The 15,394-nt window shown below is 73.9% G+C and carries 10 protein-coding genes; 7 read left to right on the top strand and 3 right to left on the bottom strand.

Annotated features, from left to right (window positions below):
- Positions 1–35: 35 nt before the first annotated feature.
- The 7 genes from ACWGSR_RS25945 to ACWGSR_RS25915 all read left to right on the top strand — a co-directional run bounded on the left by ACWGSR_RS25945 (position 36) and on the right by ACWGSR_RS25915 (position 12,156).
- On the top strand, positions 36–1,268 hold the full coding sequence (locus ACWGSR_RS25945) for an arginine deiminase (protein WP_453569420.1): 1,233 nt from the start codon (positions 36–38) through the stop codon (positions 1,266–1,268).
- 188 nt (positions 1,269–1,456) lie between these two features.
- Positions 1,457–2,479 (top strand): ornithine carbamoyltransferase, encoded by a 1,023-nt coding sequence (gene argF, locus ACWGSR_RS25940; protein WP_453569417.1) that lies wholly within the window; start codon positions 1,457–1,459, stop codon positions 2,477–2,479.
- 121 nt (positions 2,480–2,600) lie between these two features.
- Positions 2,601–4,004 (top strand): amino acid permease, encoded by a 1,404-nt coding sequence (locus ACWGSR_RS25935; protein WP_376232076.1) that lies wholly within the window; start codon positions 2,601–2,603, stop codon positions 4,002–4,004.
- Positions 4,005–4,158: 154 nt separating this feature from the next.
- Positions 4,159–4,986, top strand: coding sequence for an enoyl-CoA hydratase family protein (locus ACWGSR_RS25930; protein WP_376232077.1), 828 nt, complete (start codon positions 4,159–4,161; stop codon positions 4,984–4,986).
- Positions 4,971–7,292, top strand: coding sequence for a bifunctional salicylyl-CoA 5-hydroxylase/oxidoreductase (locus ACWGSR_RS25925; RefSeq protein ID WP_453569413.1), 2,322 nt, complete (start codon positions 4,971–4,973; stop codon positions 7,290–7,292). The genes ACWGSR_RS25930 and ACWGSR_RS25925 overlap by 16 nt, the downstream gene beginning before the upstream one ends.
- A gap of 100 nt (positions 7,293–7,392) precedes the next feature.
- Entirely contained in the window at positions 7,393–7,782 is a 390-nt protein-coding gene (locus ACWGSR_RS25920; protein ID WP_453569410.1) for a CU044_2847 family protein, read from the top strand.
- 48 nt (positions 7,783–7,830) lie between these two features.
- Positions 7,831–12,156: an nSTAND1 domain-containing NTPase gene (locus tag ACWGSR_RS25915; protein WP_453569407.1), complete on the top strand. Its 4,326-nt coding sequence runs from the start codon at positions 7,831–7,833 to the stop codon at positions 12,154–12,156.
- Positions 12,157–12,172: 16 nt separating this feature from the next.
- On the opposite strand, the gene ACWGSR_RS25910 is transcribed toward ACWGSR_RS25915, so the two are convergent.
- From ACWGSR_RS25910 to ACWGSR_RS25900, 3 genes are all read right to left on the bottom strand, one after another.
- A complete protein-coding gene (locus ACWGSR_RS25910) occupies positions 12,173–13,681 on the bottom strand; it encodes a DUF4246 domain-containing protein (protein WP_453569404.1) in 1,509 nt (502 codons plus the stop codon).
- An 82-nt stretch (positions 13,682–13,763) separates the two neighbouring features.
- Entirely contained in the window at positions 13,764–14,327 is a 564-nt protein-coding gene (locus tag ACWGSR_RS25905; RefSeq protein WP_453569401.1) for a dihydrofolate reductase family protein, read from the bottom strand.
- Between the two features lie 181 nt (positions 14,328–14,508).
- On the bottom strand, positions 14,509–15,336 hold the full coding sequence (locus tag ACWGSR_RS25900; protein WP_432087405.1) for a PaaX family transcriptional regulator: 828 nt from the start codon (positions 15,334–15,336) through the stop codon (positions 14,509–14,511).
- Positions 15,337–15,394 lie beyond the last annotated feature (58 nt).

Below are 15,394 nucleotides of genomic sequence, written 5' to 3'. Positions count from 1 at the left end.
GGGCCGGGGAGGCCCCCCTCCGTCAGGATGGACCCATGGGATTCCATGTCGATTCCGAGACCGGGCGGCTGCGCCGCGTCATCCTCCACCGCCCCGATCTGGAGCTGAAGCGGCTCACCCCGACCAACAAGGACGCCCTCCTCTTCGACGACGTGCTCTGGGTGCGGCGGGCCCGGCAGGAGCACGACGGCTTCGCCGACGTGCTGCGGGACCGGGGGGTGGAGGTGCACCTCTTCGCGGACCTCCTGAGCGAGTCGCTCAAGGTGCCGGCCGCCCGCGCGCTCGTCCTGGACCGGGTCTTCGACGAGAAGGAGTACGGTCCGCTCGCCGCCGACCACCTCCGGGCGGCCTTCGACTCGCTCGACGCCGTCGCGCTCGGCGAGGTGCTCGTCGGCGGGATGACGAAGCGGGAGTTCCTGGCGGCGCACCGGGAGCCGACCTCGGTCCGCTTCCACGCCCTCGACCTGGACGACTTCGTCCTCGGCCCGCTGCCCAACCACCTCTTCACCCGGGACACCTCGGCCTGGATCTACGACGGCGTCTCCATCAACGCCATGCGCTGGCCGGCCCGGCAGCGCGAGACGGTCCACTTCGAGGCGATCTACAAGCACCACCCGCTCTTCACCGGGCCCGAGGCGGGCCCCTTCCACCACTGGTCGGAGGGACAGGCGGACTACCCGTCGACGATCGAGGGCGGGGACGTCCTGGTCATCGGCAACGGCGCCGTGCTCATCGGGATGAGCGAGCGCACCACCCCGCAGGCGGTGGAGATGCTGGCCCGGGGCATGTTCGCGGCCGGTTCGGCGCGCACGATCGTCGCGCTCGACATGCCGAAGCGGCGCGCGTTCATGCACCTGGACACGGTGATGACGATGGTGGACCAGGACACGTTCACCCAGTACGCGGGGCTCGGCATGCTCCGCTCGTACACGATCGAGCCGGGGGACGCGGGGCAGCCCCTGCGGGTGACCGACCACCCGCCGGAGCGGATGCACGACGCGATCGCGGCGGCCCTGGGGCTCCCGGAGATCAGGGTCCTGACCGCCACCCAGGACGTGCACGCGGCCGAGCGCGAGCAGTGGGACGACGGGTGCAACGTGCTCGCCGTGGAGCCGGGGGTGGTCGTCGCGTACGAGCGGAACGTCACCACGAACACGCACCTGCGCAAGCAGGGCATCGAGGTGATCGAGATCCCCGGCAGCGAGCTGGGCCGGGGGAGGGGCGGCCCGCGCTGCATGAGCTGTCCGGTGGAGCGGGACGCCGTCTGAGGGGAGGAGGGAGGAGGGAGGAGGGAGCAGGGAGGAGGGAGGAGGGAGGAGGGCGTGTGGGCCCCGGGGCGGCGGGGTCGCGGGGCGGCCGGCCTCCCGGGAGGGGGCTGTATATAAATGTTGAAGTGCGTATAGACTTCCATGGTCCCCGATCGCCGTCCCCGACCGTACCCACAGGAGCGCGACCCATGGCCACAGACCTCATCGGCCGCCACTTCCTCAAGGAGCTGGACTTCACCGCCGAGGAGTTCCGCGGGCTGGTCGCGCTCGCCGCCGAGCTCAAGGCCGCCAAGAAGGCGGGCGCCGAGGTGCGGCGGCTGCACGGCCGGAACATCGCCCTCATCTTCGAGAAGACCTCGACCCGCACCCGCTGCGCCTTCGAGGTCGCCGCCGCCGACCAGGGCGCCTCCACGACCTACCTGGACCCCGCGAGCTCCCAGATGGGCCACAAGGAGTCGGTCAAGGACACGGCCCGCGTCCTCGGCCGGATGTTCGACGGCATCGAGTACCGAGGGGACAGCCAGGCCGCGGTCGAGGAGCTCGCCGCCTTCGCGGGCGTGCCCGTCTTCAACGGACTCACCGACGACTGGCACCCCACCCAGATGCTCGCCGACGTGCTCACCGTGACCGAGCACACGGACAAGCCGCTGGACGAGGTCGCCTTCGCCTACCTCGGCGACGCCCGCTTCAACATGGGCAACTCCTACCTGGTCACCGGCGCCCTGCTCGGCATGGACGTCCGGATCGTCGCCCCGAAGGCGTACTGGCCGGCTGAGGAGGTCGTCGACCGGGCCCGCGAGCTCGCCGGGAAGAGCGGCGCCACCGTCACCCTCACCGAGGACGTGGCGGAGGGGGTCCGGGGCGCCGACTTCGTCGCCACCGACGTCTGGGTCTCCATGGGCGAGCCCAAGGAGGTCTGGGACGAGCGGATCGCCGCCCTCGCCCCGTACTCCGTGACCATGGACGTGCTGCGCGCCACCGGGAACCCGGACGTCGGCTTCCTGCACTGCCTGCCGGCCTTCCACGACCTGGGCACCGCCGTCGGCCGCGACATCCACGCCCGGCACGGCCTGACCGAGCTGGAGGTCTCCGACGAGGTCTTCGAGTCGGCGCACTCGGTCGTCTTCGACCAGGCCGAGAACCGGATGCACACCATCAAGGCGGTCCTGGTCGCCACGATGGCGGGGACCGGCGCCGGGGCGGGGGCATAGCGTCGCGCCCGATTGGGTGAACATGCGGGGTGCGGTTTACGATCGCACGGTTCAGGGGGGTTCGGGCGGGTAAGCCCGAACCCCCCTCTCGCGTGCCCGCACCAGAAACGAGAACCCCCGCATGCCCCCGTCCGCCGCGCGGATCAAGACGCCGCAGCAGCTCATCGCCGAGTCCGGCGCCGACCTCGAAGGCCACGGCCTCAAGCGCACCATGGGCCTCTTCCAGCTCGTCTGCTTCGGCGTCGGCGCGATCGTGGGCACCGGCATCTTCGTCGGCCTCTCCGACAGCGTCGCGGAGGCCGGCCCCGCGGTCGTGGTCTCCTTCGTGCTCGCCGCGATCACCTGCGTCTTCACCGCCTTCTCCTTCGCGGAGCTGGGCAGCGCGATCCCGGTCTCCGGCTCCTCGTACTCCTTCGCCTACGCGAGCCTCGGCGAGCGGGCCGCCTTCCTCGTCGGCTGGTGCCTGCTCCTGGAGTACGGCGTGTCCGTCTCCGCCGTCGCGGTCGGCTGGAGCCAGTACCTCAACGAACTCCTGGACAGCCTGGTCGGCCTGCGGCTGCCCGCCGCGCTCTCCGCCGGACCGGGCGAGGGCGGCGCGGTCAACCTGCCCGCCGTGGTCGTGATCCTGCTCGCCGCCACCCTGCTCGTGCGCGGGGTCCGCGAGAGCGCCCGGGCGACCGCCGCCATGGCCGTCCTCAAGATCGGCATCCTGATCGTCTTCTGCGCCATCGGCTTCTCCGCCTTCCAGGACGGGCACCTCTCGCCGTTCACGGGCAGCGGCGCCGCCGGCATCACCGCGGGCGCCTCCGTGGCCTTCTTCTCGTACATCGGCTTCGACGCGATCACCACGGCCGGCGAGGAGGTGAAGAACCCGCGCCGCAACATCCCGATCGCCATCCTCGTCTGCATCGGGCTCGTCACCCTGCTCTACTGCGCGGTCGCCCTCTCCGCGATCGGGGCGATCGGCGCCGACGCCGTCGCGAACAGCCCGGCCGCGCTCTCGGTCGTCGTGGACGAGGTCACCGGCTCGTCGGTCGGCGGCGGGATCGTCGCCTTCGGCGCGGTCGTCGCCATCGCCTCCGTCGTCCTCGCGGTGATGTACGGCCAGACCCGCATCCTGATGTCGATGTCCCGCGACGGGCTCGTCCCCCGGGTCTTCGAGCGGGTCTCCCCGAAGACCTCGACCCCCGTCGCCAACACCTGGATCGTCGCCGCCGTCTTCGCCGTGCCGGCCGCCTTCGCCCCGCTCGACGTGGTCGTCGACCTGACCACCATCGGCACCCTGGCCGTCATGGCGGTCGTCAACCTCGCGGTCATGGTGCTGCGCCGCCGCGCCCCCGAGCTGCCGCGCTCCTTCCGGGTGCCGCTCTTCCCGCTGAGCCCGGTGCTCGGCATCGGCTTCTGCCTGTACCTGATCTGGGGCACGGGCTGGACGACCTGGCTCCAGTTCGCGGTCTTCCTGGTGGCGGGCGGGCTGCTGTACGCGGTCTACGGGCGCCGCAACTCGCGGCTCGCCGCGCGGTAGGGCACGTCCGGCGGATCGGCGTCGTCGCCCTGGCCATGATCCGCCGGACACGCCCTGGGAGAAGCCGCGGAGCGGCCACCCTCCTATCGCGTACTCGTGACGACGGTCACAGGACGGTGATACGCTCCGAAACGGAGGAAGGAGGCCGTTCCGAATGAGCCCCTTTACCGGCTCCGCGCCCCGCACCGCACGCTGGCGACACCTGCGCCTGGACGTCGACGAGGGCGTCGCCACCGTCACCCTCGCCCGGCCCGCGAAGCTCAACGCCCTCACCTTCGGCGCCTACGCCGACCTGCGCGACCTCCTCGCCGAGCTCTCCCGCGAGCGGACCGTCCGCGCCCTCGTCCTCGGCGGCGAGGGCCGCGGCTTCTGCTCCGGCGGCGACGTGGACGAGATCATCGGCGCCACCCTCGCCCTCGACACCGCCCGGCTCCTCGACTTCAACCGGATGACCGGCCAGGTCGTCCGCGCCCTGCGCGAATGCCCCTTCCCCGTCGTCGCGGCCCTCCACGGCGTCGCCGCGGGCGCCGGGGCGGTCCTCGCGCTCGCCGCCGACTTCCGGATCGCCGACCCCACCACCCGCTTCGCCTTCCTCTTCACCCGGGTCGGCCTCTCCGGCGGCGACATGGGCGCGGCCTACCTGCTGCCCCGGGTCGTCGGCCTCGGCCACGCCACCCGGCTCCTCATGCTCGGCGAGCCCGTCCACGCCGCCGAGGCCGAGCGCATCGGCCTCCTGAGCGAGCTCACCGAGGAGGGCGCCGCCGACGCCCGCGCCGCCGCCCTCGCCCGGCGCCTCGCGGACGGCCCCGCGCTCGCCCTCGCCCAGACCAAGGCCCTGCTCACCGCCGAACTCGACATGCCCCTCGCCGCCTCGGTCGAACTGGACGCGGCCACCCAGGCCCTCCTGATGCACGGCGAGGACTACGCCGAGTTCCACGCGTCCTTCACCGAGAAGAGGCCCCCGAAATGGCGGGGCCGCTGACCGCGCCGGGGGGCCCGGCCCCCCACGGGCCCCGGGCCGCGCCCCCGTCCCCGTACCGCGTCGCCGTCGTCGGCGGCGGCCCCGGCGGGCTCTACGCCGCCGCCCTGCTCAAGCGGCGGGACCCCCGGCGCGAGGTCACCGTCTGGGAGCGGAACGCGCCCACCGACACCTTCGGCTTCGGCGTCGTCCTCTCCGACGAGACCCTCGGCGGCATCCGGGAGGCCGACCCCGTCGCGTACGCGGCGCTCGACCGCGAACTCGTCCGCTGGGACGACATCGACGTCGTCCACCGGGGCCGGCGCACCACCTCCACCGGCCACGCCTTCGCCGCCCTCGGCCGCCGCCGGCTCCTGGAACTCCTGCACGCCCGCTGCGCCGACCTCGGCGTACGGCTCCGCTTCCGCGCCGAGGCCCCGCCCGCCGCCGAACTCGCCGCGGGACACGACCTGGTCGTCGCCGCCGACGGCGTCCACAGCCGCACCCGCGAGACGTACGCCGCGCACTTCCGCCCCCGGATCACCACCCACCGCTGCCGCTACATCTGGCTCGCCGCCGACTTCGCCCTCGACGCCTTCCGCTTCGAGACCGCCGAGACCGAGCACGGCGTGATGCAGCTCCACGCCTACCCCTACGGGCCCGGCTCCTCCACCGTCATCGTCGAGGCCCGCGAGGAGGTCTGGCGCGCCGCCGGCCTCCACGCCCTGGACGAGGCCGGGTCCACCGCCCGCTGCGCCGAGATCTTCGCCGGGGCCCTCGGCGGCCGGAGGCTGCGCGCCAACAACTCCGCCTGGACCGCCTTCCGCACGGTCGTCAACGACCGCTGGTCGCACGGCAACACGGTCCTCATCGGCGACGCCGCCCACACCGCGCACTTCTCCATCGGCTCCGGCACCAAACTGGCCGTCGAGGACGCCCTCGCCCTCGCCGACGGCCTCGACGCGCACGGCACCACGGAAGAGGCCCTGGCCGCCTACGAGGCCGGACGCCGCCCCGCCGTCGCCTCCACCCAGCGCGCGGCCGCCGCCAGCCTGCACTGGTTCGAGGAGCTCGCGGACCGCGTCGACCGCCCGCCCCGCCGCTTCGCCTTCGACCTCCTCACCCGCAGCCGCCGCGTCACCCACGCCAACCTGCGCCTGCGCGACCCGGCCCTCACCGCCGCCGTCGAGGACGACTTCGGCTGCCCGCCCGGCACCCCGCCCATGTTCACCCCCTTCCGGCTGCGCGGACTGACCCTGCGCAACCGGATCGTGGTCTCCCCCATGGACCTGTACGTCGCGGAGGACGGCGTCCCCGGCGACTTCCACCTCGTCCACCTGGGCTCCAGGGCCCTCGGCGGCGCCGGACTCGTCATGACCGAGATGGTCTGCGTCAGTCCCGCCGGCCGCATCACCCCCGGCTGCACCGGCCTCTGGACCGACGGACAGGCCGCCGCCTGGAGCCGGATCACCGACTTCGTCCACACGAGCGCGCCCGGCACCGCGATCGGCGTCCAGCTCGGCCACTCCGGGCGCAAGGGCTCCACCCGGCGCATGTGGGAGGGGATCGACCGACCGCTGCCCGAGGGCAACTGGCCCCTCGTCGCCGCCTCGCCCCTCCCGTACCGGCCCGGCGTCAACCAGAGCCCGGCCGCCCTCGACCGCGCCGGACTCACCGCCGTGCGCGAGGAGTTCACGGCCGCCGCCCGGCGCGCCGCCCGCAGCGGCTTCGACCTCCTCGAACTCCACGCCGCCCACGGCTACCTGCTCTCCGGCTTCCTCTCCCCGCTCACCAACCGCCGCGCCGACGCCTACGGCGGCGACCTCGAAGGACGCCTCCGCTTCCCCCTCGAAGTCCTCGACGCGGTACGGGAGGCGTGGCCCGACGACCGGCCCCTGACCGTCCGGATCTCGGCCACCGACTGGGCCGAGGGCGGCACGAGCGCCGAGGACGCCGTCGCGATCGCCCGCGCCCTCGCCGCGCACGGCGCCGACGCGATCGACGTCTCCACCGGCCAGGTCGTCCCCCACGAGACCCCCGCGTACGGCCGCTCCTACCAGACCCCGTACGCCGACCGCATCCGCAACGAGACCGGCATCCCCGTGATCGCGGTCGGCGCGATCTCCTCCTGGGACGACGTCAACTCCCTCCTCCTGGCGGGCCGCGCCGACCTCTGCGCCCTCGCCCGCCCCCACCTCTACGACCCCCACTGGACCCTCCACGCGGCGGCCGAACAGGGCTACGAGGGCCCGGCGGCCCCCTGGCCGGCCCCGTACCGCGCGGGCAGCCGCCGCCCGCCCACCGGCCGCAGCGACCGGGAATCCCCCTGAGCCCGAGCCGCCTGCCGCCCCCCTCTGTCGTTCGGTAGCATCAACAGGGCTTTTCGCAGGCCGAGTTGACATCCGCTTCGAGGTGAAGGAAGTGCGGCTCTTGAGTGAACGACAGCCCTTCTGCACGGTGGAAGTGCCCACGGGGGACGGCGACGACGTCGTCCGGGTCCAGGTGAGCGACGCCGACGAGAGCCTCGTGCGCGTGGGCCGCGGCGGCCGCGCGGTGGCGCGCGCCGAGCAGTCCCTCGACCAGGTCCTCGGCGTGGTCCGCCCGGTGGCGGACGCGTTCGTCGGGCAGTGCCGGGGGATGGCGACACCACCGGACGAGGCCACCCTGGAGTTCGGCATGTCGCTGTCGGCCGACGCCAAGGTCCTCATCGCCGGCTCCTCCGCGGCGGCGAACTTCTCCGTCAGCCTGACCTGGCACGCGCGGAGCGACGACGGCCGGGGCCAGGCCCTGTCCGACCCCGATCCGTCGGACACCCCCTAGGACGAGGACCCGACCCAGCACAGGCCCGCTGCCGACCGGAAGGTGCCCATGACCGAGGAGAGGCCCGCCGGTGCCGGGGGACCGGAGTCGGTGATCGCGTCGGCGGTGGTCCGGATCAGAGGGCGGGACGGCACGATCGCCGGGGCGGGCTTCCTGGTGACCGGCGAATGGGTCCTCACCTGCGCGCACGTGGTGTCCGACGCGCTCGACCTGCCCCGGGACACCGCCGTCGACCCGGGCGCCCGGGTCGAGGTCGACCTGCCCCTTGCCGACGGCGTCCCCGCCGCGCCCGCCGAGGTCCTGCACTGGGTCGCGACCAGGGACGACCAGAGCGGTGACGTCGCGGTGCTGCGGCTCGCCGGCCCGCTGCCCGGAGCGTTCCCGCTGCCGATGGCCGACGCCCGAGACGTCTGGGACCACGAGACCCGTACCGTCGGCTTCCCCGACGACCACCCGGACGGCATCTGGCACGGGGGACGCTTCCGCGGCCCCACCGGGCGCGGCTGGGTGCAGCTGTCGCGGACGGACGGCCAGGCGGTCCACGTCCGGCCCGGCTTCAGCGGCAGCCCCGTCTGGGACGACCGCCTGGGCGCGGCGGTCGGCCTGGTCGTGGCGGCCCAGCCGGTGCGCGAGGCCCAGCAGGCGTTCGTGCTGCGCACCGGCGCACTGGCCCGCGAAGTGCCCGCACTCGCCGCCGTCCTGCTCCCGAAGTCGCCGTTCCGCGGCCTCGCCGCCTTCCGGGAGGCCGACGCCGGGGTGTTCTTCGGCCGGGAGGACGACGTCGACCGGGTGGCCACGGCGCTGCGCGGGGACCGCCCGGCCGTCACCCTGTACGGACCCTCCGGCTGCGGCAAGTCCTCGCTCGCCTTCGCGGGCGTGGTGCCCCGGATGCGCGAGGCCGGACACGACGTGCTGACCGTCGACTCCGGACGCGTCGAGAACCTGCGCGCGGCGCTCGCGACGGAACTCTCCGCACTGGCCGGAGCGTCCTCCGCCGCCTCTGTACGGACCGAACCGCCCTCCGCCGTCTCCCCGCGGGCCGTCGACGCCGACCGGGTGGAGGCGTGGCTGGGCAGGCTGGGGCTCGCCGACGCGTTCCACCGCGCCACGGGCCGCCCGGCCGCGCGCCTGCTCGTCGTGCTCGACCAGGCGGAGGCGCTCCTCGACCTCCCCGACGCCGACCTCGCCGACGCCCTCGACCTGCTCTTCCCGCCGCGTCCGCCCGCCGGACTGCGGGTCCTCCTGACGCTGCGCGCCGACTGCGTGGACGCGGCCCTGAACCATCCCCGCCTGGGCCCGGCGCTGCGGCGGTCCGCGACGCTGCCGCTGACGCCCATGACCCGGGACCAGCTCCACGCGGTGATCACCCGACCGCTCCGGGACGTCCCTGCGGTGGACTACGACCCCGGGCTCGACCGGCGCATCCTGGACGACGCGGGCGGCGAACCGGGCGTCCTGCCGCTCCTCGGCTTCGTCCTGGAGCGACTCTGGGAGCGGCGCGACGCGGGCCGGCTGCGGGCGTCGGCGTACGAGGAGACCGGCGGGGTCACCGGCGCCCTGCGGCACCACGCGGAGGAGGCCTGGCGGGAGTGCGTCAGGCCGGAGGACGAGCCGGAGGCGCGCCGGCTCCTCGCGGGCCTGGTCCGCGTGCTGCCGGGCGGCGACGTCACCCTGCGGCGGGCCCTCGCCCGCCAGGAGGCCGGGGAGGAGCGCTGGGCCCTGGCCCGGGCCCTGTCCGAGCGCCGTCTGCTGGTGCTGTCGGGCGGCGACGGACACCCGGAGAGCGCCGAACTGGCGCACGAGGCGCTGATCACGGTCTGGCCGGCGCTGGCCGACGTGGTCCGCGTCGACGCCGACTTCCTCGCGGCACGGGCGGAGACGCAGCACGACCTGGAGCGGTGGACCGACGCCGGCCGCCCGGCCTCCCTGCTGCCCCGGTCCCCGCACCTGACGGCACTGGAGAAGCGCCTGCACGGACGCGAGGAGGAACTGACCGCGCCGCAGCGCGCGTTCCTCGCACTGGCGCGGCGCCGGCAGCGCACGCGGACCCGGCGGACCCGGGCGCAGTGGGGAGCGGCGGCCCTGGCGCTCGCCCTGATCGCGGGCCTCGGCACCTTCCTCGCGCAGCAGTCGCGGGTCAGCGCGCAGCGCGAGGCCGAGGGACGGTCGCGCAGCCTGGCGGTGCAGTCGGACGGACTGACCGACTCCAACCCGGGACAGGCCGCCCTGGCCGCGCTCGCGGCGTACGAGATCGCACCGACCCAGGAGGCCCGCAACGCGCTGCTGCGCCGCTACACCGAGGTCAAGGACGTCACCTGGATCCTGTCGGGCGCGGAGGGGATGATCAACGGCTCGCTCCTCGGCGGGGACGGCGCGGACATGAGCGGGGACGGAGCGGTGACCCTGGTGGCGTCCGACGTCGGACGCGCGACCCTGTTCACGCGCGCGGAGGACGGCGGGGTGCGTCAGGAGAGCTTCCGCCTCGGCACCAACGCCACGTCCCCCGTCGTCAGCCACGACGGACGGCGCGTCGCCTACGTGCGCGACGGGGACGGCGTGGTCGTCTGGCACGACGTCACCCCCGGGGGGAAGAGCCTGCTGGGGCCGGCGCATCCGCTGGAGGACCCGCCGGACACGGCGGACGGGAACGGGGCCCGCCCTCACAAGCTCGTCGACTTCTCGCGCGACGCCCGCTTCCTCGTCGAGGCGGAGGCCGGCTTCCCGACGTCCCCCGCACGCGTCTGGGACCTGGAGACGGAGCGACCGCGCGACCTGGCGAACAGGATCACCGGGATCCGGTCCGTGAAGTTCGGCCCCGACGGCGACACGCTGCTGGTGAACGGCGCCGGGACCGGCACCGAGCTGCTGCTGGCGTTCGACGTCCGGGCCGACGGGGCGCGGCAGCTGGACGCGGGCATGGACGCCGGCGGTTCGACCGTGTCGAGCGACGGGACCACGGCGGTCACCTGCCACCCGGGCGAGACGGACGCCATGCCCCCGGGCAAGGCCCTCTACCGGGCGATACGCGTGGCGGACGGACGGGTCCTGCGCACCCACCGCTCCGGCGAGACCCTGTGCGCACCCGTCATCCTCGACGCCGCGGGCGACCGGTTCGCCGTGTGCGAGTACAACGCCTGGTACGTCGTGGACACCCACGGCACCGCCCGGCCGCGGGAGTTCCTCGCCCCCTCGGGCATGAACCGCTTCGACATCGCCGAAGGGCTCCCCCTGCTCGGCTCCGGGAAGGAGCCCGTCGTGGTCGCCGTGAACGAGAACTCGATCACCGGACGGCGCCTGGCGTCCGCCGGGGGAAAGACCGCCCACGGAGTGCCGAGGCTGCTCGGGGACGGGAGCACGATGCTGGTCCGGCTCGGGAAGAAGGGCGAGTCCCTGGGCGTCGTGGAGACCGAGGGCGACAACCGCGTCCTGGCCGAGGCGGCCTTCGGGGCCGGGAAACCGCCGGCCGAGAACCAGCTCATCGCCGTCGACGGCGCGGAGACCCTGATGGCGGACGTGTCGGACGGGAACCGGGTGACGGTCCGCCGACTGCCCTCCCTGGAACGCCTGACGGACGTCACCACGGCCGCACCGCCCGTGGACGACGAGGGGAAGCCGGGCCCCGTCCACCTCGCCCTCCTGCCCGGCGACCGCCTCGTCACGGTCGCCGGTCCGCACGTCGAGCAGTGGGACGCACGCACGGGACGCCGCCTCGCCCCTCCGATCGACCTGGACGCCCTCCGGCTGACCACCCGCGACCGGCCGTCCTACTTCGTGGGCCCCCACCACGAACCGGAGTCGCTGCTGGTCAGCGTGCACGAGGAGTCCGACCTGCACGTCGTCGACCTGCGAACGGGCCGGGAGCGGAAGGAGCTCCGCATCCGGTTCGCCGAGGACTTCCTCACCGCGTACTTCCTCAAGGACACGCGCTATCTGGCCGTACTGACCACGGGGCGCATGCTGGAACTGTGGTCCGTCGAGCCGGGCCGGCCACCGCGCCGGGTGACGGGCTCGCTCGGGCCGCTGCGCCCGCAGAACTGGGCGACGGGAAATCCCGGAGGGGCGGAGTACTTCCTCGCCGCCGGCAGTTCCGTGACCTTCATGAGGGCGGACGACCCGTCGCGGCGGGACACCTACGAGTTCGCCGAGAACCAGCGCGTCCTCGCCGCGAGCCGGGACGGCAGGGCCCTGCTCGGCTCGCCGCAGCGGGGCGACTCCCTCTCCTCCGTGTTCGGCGGGCAGCCCCTCCTCCTGACCCGCCTCGACCCCGCCCTGTGGAAACGGCACCTCTGCGACGTGCTCGGCCGGGACCTCACCGACGCCGAACGCATCGGCCTGTCCGGCCGGCTGCCGGACAGGACGTGCCCCGCCCGCTGAGCGCGACGCCGGCGGCTCAGTGCTCGCAGAGGGAGAACTCGCGCTCGTAGACCTGCTCGTTGTGCTCGTCCACGAAGAACTTGCGCTCCCGCATGAGCTCCTCGCGGTACTCCTCGGCCTGCGCGCGCGTCATGGTCGAGGTGTCGGACCACGGCTGCTGCGGGGGCACGTCGGACGTCGAGACGATCCGCTCCGACGGGTCGACCAGGAAGAACGCGAGGATCTTGCGGTGTCCCGGGCGGGTGGGGTCCGCGAGGCGGAACGGGGCGACGCGGTGCTGGAGGGCGTTCGGGAACGCCAGGCAGCGGCCCGCCGGGGTCGGCACCGATCCCAGCACCTGGTTCAGCGCGTCCTCGTCCTCCAGGCCGTATATCTCGCGCAGACCGTTGTCGTCGTTCTGCGCGTAGTGGGGGTCGTCGAGCGCCGCCCGGAAGCCCAGCCGGCTCTCGGTGATGTTCTCGCTGTCCCAGTAGTAGAGGCCGGTCGAGACGATCCGCTCGTTCAGCATCCCCTCGACGTGCCAGGAACCGCCGGCGTACTCGGGCTTCTCCGGGGTGAGGTGGAGGGTGGCGAGCTTGACGATCACCTGGAGGCGGTGGCCGCGCAGGTCGACCCGGGCGGACGCGTCGGGCGGCTCGGGCGGGGTGAAGTCCGGGGCGTCCGGGACGACCGGGCGGCGGTTCTCCCACCACTCCTCATGGGCCTGCCCCCACGCGTCGAGCGCGTCGCGGTAGGCCCTCTCATCGCTGTAGGAGGCCTTGTGCGGGTACTCCGGCTCCGAGTCGTACCACCCGTAGGGGTCGGCCTCGATCCGCGGCGGCCGGGGGTGGCGCAGATCGGTGAGCACGTTCTCCAGGAGCGGGCGGAAGCGCGCGAACAGCTCCGGCAGGACGGCGGCCAGCTCGCGATGGGCCTCGGGGTGGACGTTGTTGACGTACGAACGGAAGGCGACGGTGCCGTCCTCGTCGACCTCGACGTCCGTGGGCAGCCACTGGAACCGCTCCGAGAACTCGTGCTTCGCGTAGCTGTTCGTCGGGTTCCGCCAGGCCTCCTCGGGAGCCCCGCTCACCTCCCTCACCAGGCAGAACAGCGAGGGATGGACCAGGTCGAGGACCTGGTCGTCCGATCCGGGGTGCCAGTCCCTCTCCGCCTCGGGCACCTCCTCCAGGACCCGGACCGCCTCGCGCAGCCGGGACCGGAGACCGTCGTCGACCAGCGCGTCCGACTGCCACACGCCGTCGACGCCGGACACCTCGGCGCCGGTCCGCCCGTCCCGCAGCGCGGCGTAGTACGCGAGTTCGGCGAGGACGTGACGGACCTGCGCCTCGGTGAGCCCCTGCGCGACCGCCTCCCGCGTCCACCTGCCGACGATCTCGGGGTCGTGCATCTTCTCGGACCAGTCCGGCTTCTCCCGGATGTGCGCGCTGCACTCGATCATCTGGAGTTCCCGCAGCGTCCTGGGCGTCGCGGACGCCATGGAGCGGGAGGACTGGAAGGGCAAGGGGAAAGCGGACGGGCCGGACAATGCTCTCGTTCCTCACGGTCGGTGTGCGATGGCGGGAACGATACTTCGGGGGACCGACACCCAGGGCCTGTCCGGCGGGACCTCAACGCACCACGCGGTGGCGGAGGTATACGACCTTCGAACCGAAGGTGCGGCTCTCGACGAGTTCGAGGTCCACCCGGCGCTCGTCCCGGGGGAAGAACGGGACGCCGCCGCCGACCAGCACCGGATGGACCACGGTCCGGTACTCGTCGATCAACCCCGCCGCGGCCGCCTCGGCGGCCAGGGTCGCGCCCCCGATCGCGATCTCGCCCCCTCCCGGCTCGGCCCGCAGCCGCTCGATCTCCTCCGCCACGCTCCCGGAGGCCAGCCGGGCGTTGCCCCGCACCTCCGTCAGGGTGGTGGAGAACACCACCTTCGGGAGCGGATTCCAGAGCGCGGTCCACTCGCGCCCCGGGGCGTCGAGCGACGGGTCCTGGTCGGCGGTCTCCCAGTACAGCATCGTCTCGTACAGCCGCCGCCCCATCAGGTGGACGTCCACCCCCCGGATGTCGTCGATCCAGAAGCGGAAGACCTCCTCGTCGGGGTCCGACCAGTCGAAGCCGCCGTCCGGCCCGACGATGTAGCCGTCGAGCGAGACGCCCATCGAATAGGTCACTCTGCGCATCGGGAGCCTCCTCGGTGACGGGGTTCCGACAGTACGGCCGCCGGGCGCCGGGGCACCCGTCACGACGCGCGGGCGCCCGCCCGGGTCCGGGTGGGCGGTCGAACGCCCCTGCGAACCCTCCCCGTTGGGGACGAAGTGCCGTCGCCGCCCTGGTCCCGGAAGCGGGGCGGCGCCCGGCGCCCTACTCCCCGTACCCGGCCAGGAAGGGCCGTACGAACTCCGCCCCCCGGTCCCGCAGCAGCTCGTGCAGGGACGCGAAGACCTCCGCCGAGCGGCGGCCCGGCCAGTCGTCGGGGAGGAGCTCCGCCGGGAGGACCGGGTCCGCGTAGGGGAGGCGGCGCCAGGAGTCGAGGGCGAGCAGGTAGTCGCGGTAGGCGTCCCCGGGGTCGCCCGGGGACGCCCGCCACGTGCGCAGGACCGGCTCGTGGACCGTCAGGAACTCCTCGTGCAGGGCGGCGATGGCGGGCAGGTCCCACCAGCGGGCCGCCGCCTCCGCCGTCGCGGCGTACCCCAGGTGGTCGCCCCGGAAGAGGTCCACGTACGGGGAGAGCCCAAGGCGCTCCAGGGTGTTGCGCGTCTCCTCGTACAGGCGCGCGGGCGCGATCCAGACGCCCGGCGCCGCCGTCCCGAAGCCGAGGCGGGCGAGCCGGGAGCGCAGCAGGTGCCGCTTGTGCCGCTCGGCCTCGGGCACCGAGAAGACGGCCAGGACCCAGCCCTCGGACAGCTTCGGCTCGCTCCGGGCGTAGATCCGGCGGTCGCCGTCGTCCAGGAGCCGGCGGGCGTCCTCCGAGAGGGCGTACCCGGCGGCCCCGTCCGCCGTCCGGCGCGGCAGCAGCAGGCCGCGCCGCTTGAGGCGCGACACCGAGGAGCGCACCGAGGGCGCGTCCACGCCGAGCACGGCGAGCAGCCGGACGAGCGCGGCCACCGGCATCGGCGAACCGTCGGACGTGCGCCCGTACGCGCCGTAGAGGGAGACGATCAGGGATCGGGGGGTGTGCTGCTCGGCCACGTGATCACTTTAGGCGGTGGGTGCGTGGGATGTGCACACGTCAGGTGAGGTCACCGCC

Source organism: Streptomyces sp. NPDC055632 (genome assembly GCF_053618675.1).
Note: the sequence above shows the minus strand (reverse complement) of the source record. Positions and strands in the feature narration are given on the sequence as shown.

What these genes read in the sequence shown, in the direction of transcription:
- ACWGSR_RS25915 (WP_453569407.1), top strand. Translation starts at nt 7,831, where the DNA reads ATGACCGAGGAGAGGCCCGCCGGTGCCGGGGGACCGGAGTCGGTGATC.
- ACWGSR_RS25930 (WP_376232077.1), top strand. Translation starts at nt 4,159, where the DNA reads ATGAGCCCCTTTACCGGCTCCGCGCCCCGCACCGCACGCTGGCGACAC.
- ACWGSR_RS25905 (WP_453569401.1), bottom strand. Translation starts at nt 14,327, where the DNA reads ATGCGCAGAGTGACCTATTCGATGGGCGTCTCGCTCGACGGCTACATC.
- ACWGSR_RS25935 (WP_376232076.1), top strand. Translation starts at nt 2,601, where the DNA reads ATGCCCCCGTCCGCCGCGCGGATCAAGACGCCGCAGCAGCTCATCGCC.
- ACWGSR_RS25945 (WP_453569420.1), top strand. Translation starts at nt 36, where the DNA reads ATGGGATTCCATGTCGATTCCGAGACCGGGCGGCTGCGCCGCGTCATC.
- argF (WP_453569417.1), top strand. Translation starts at nt 1,457, where the DNA reads ATGGCCACAGACCTCATCGGCCGCCACTTCCTCAAGGAGCTGGACTTC.
- ACWGSR_RS25925 (WP_453569413.1), top strand. Translation starts at nt 4,971, where the DNA reads ATGGCGGGGCCGCTGACCGCGCCGGGGGGCCCGGCCCCCCACGGGCCC.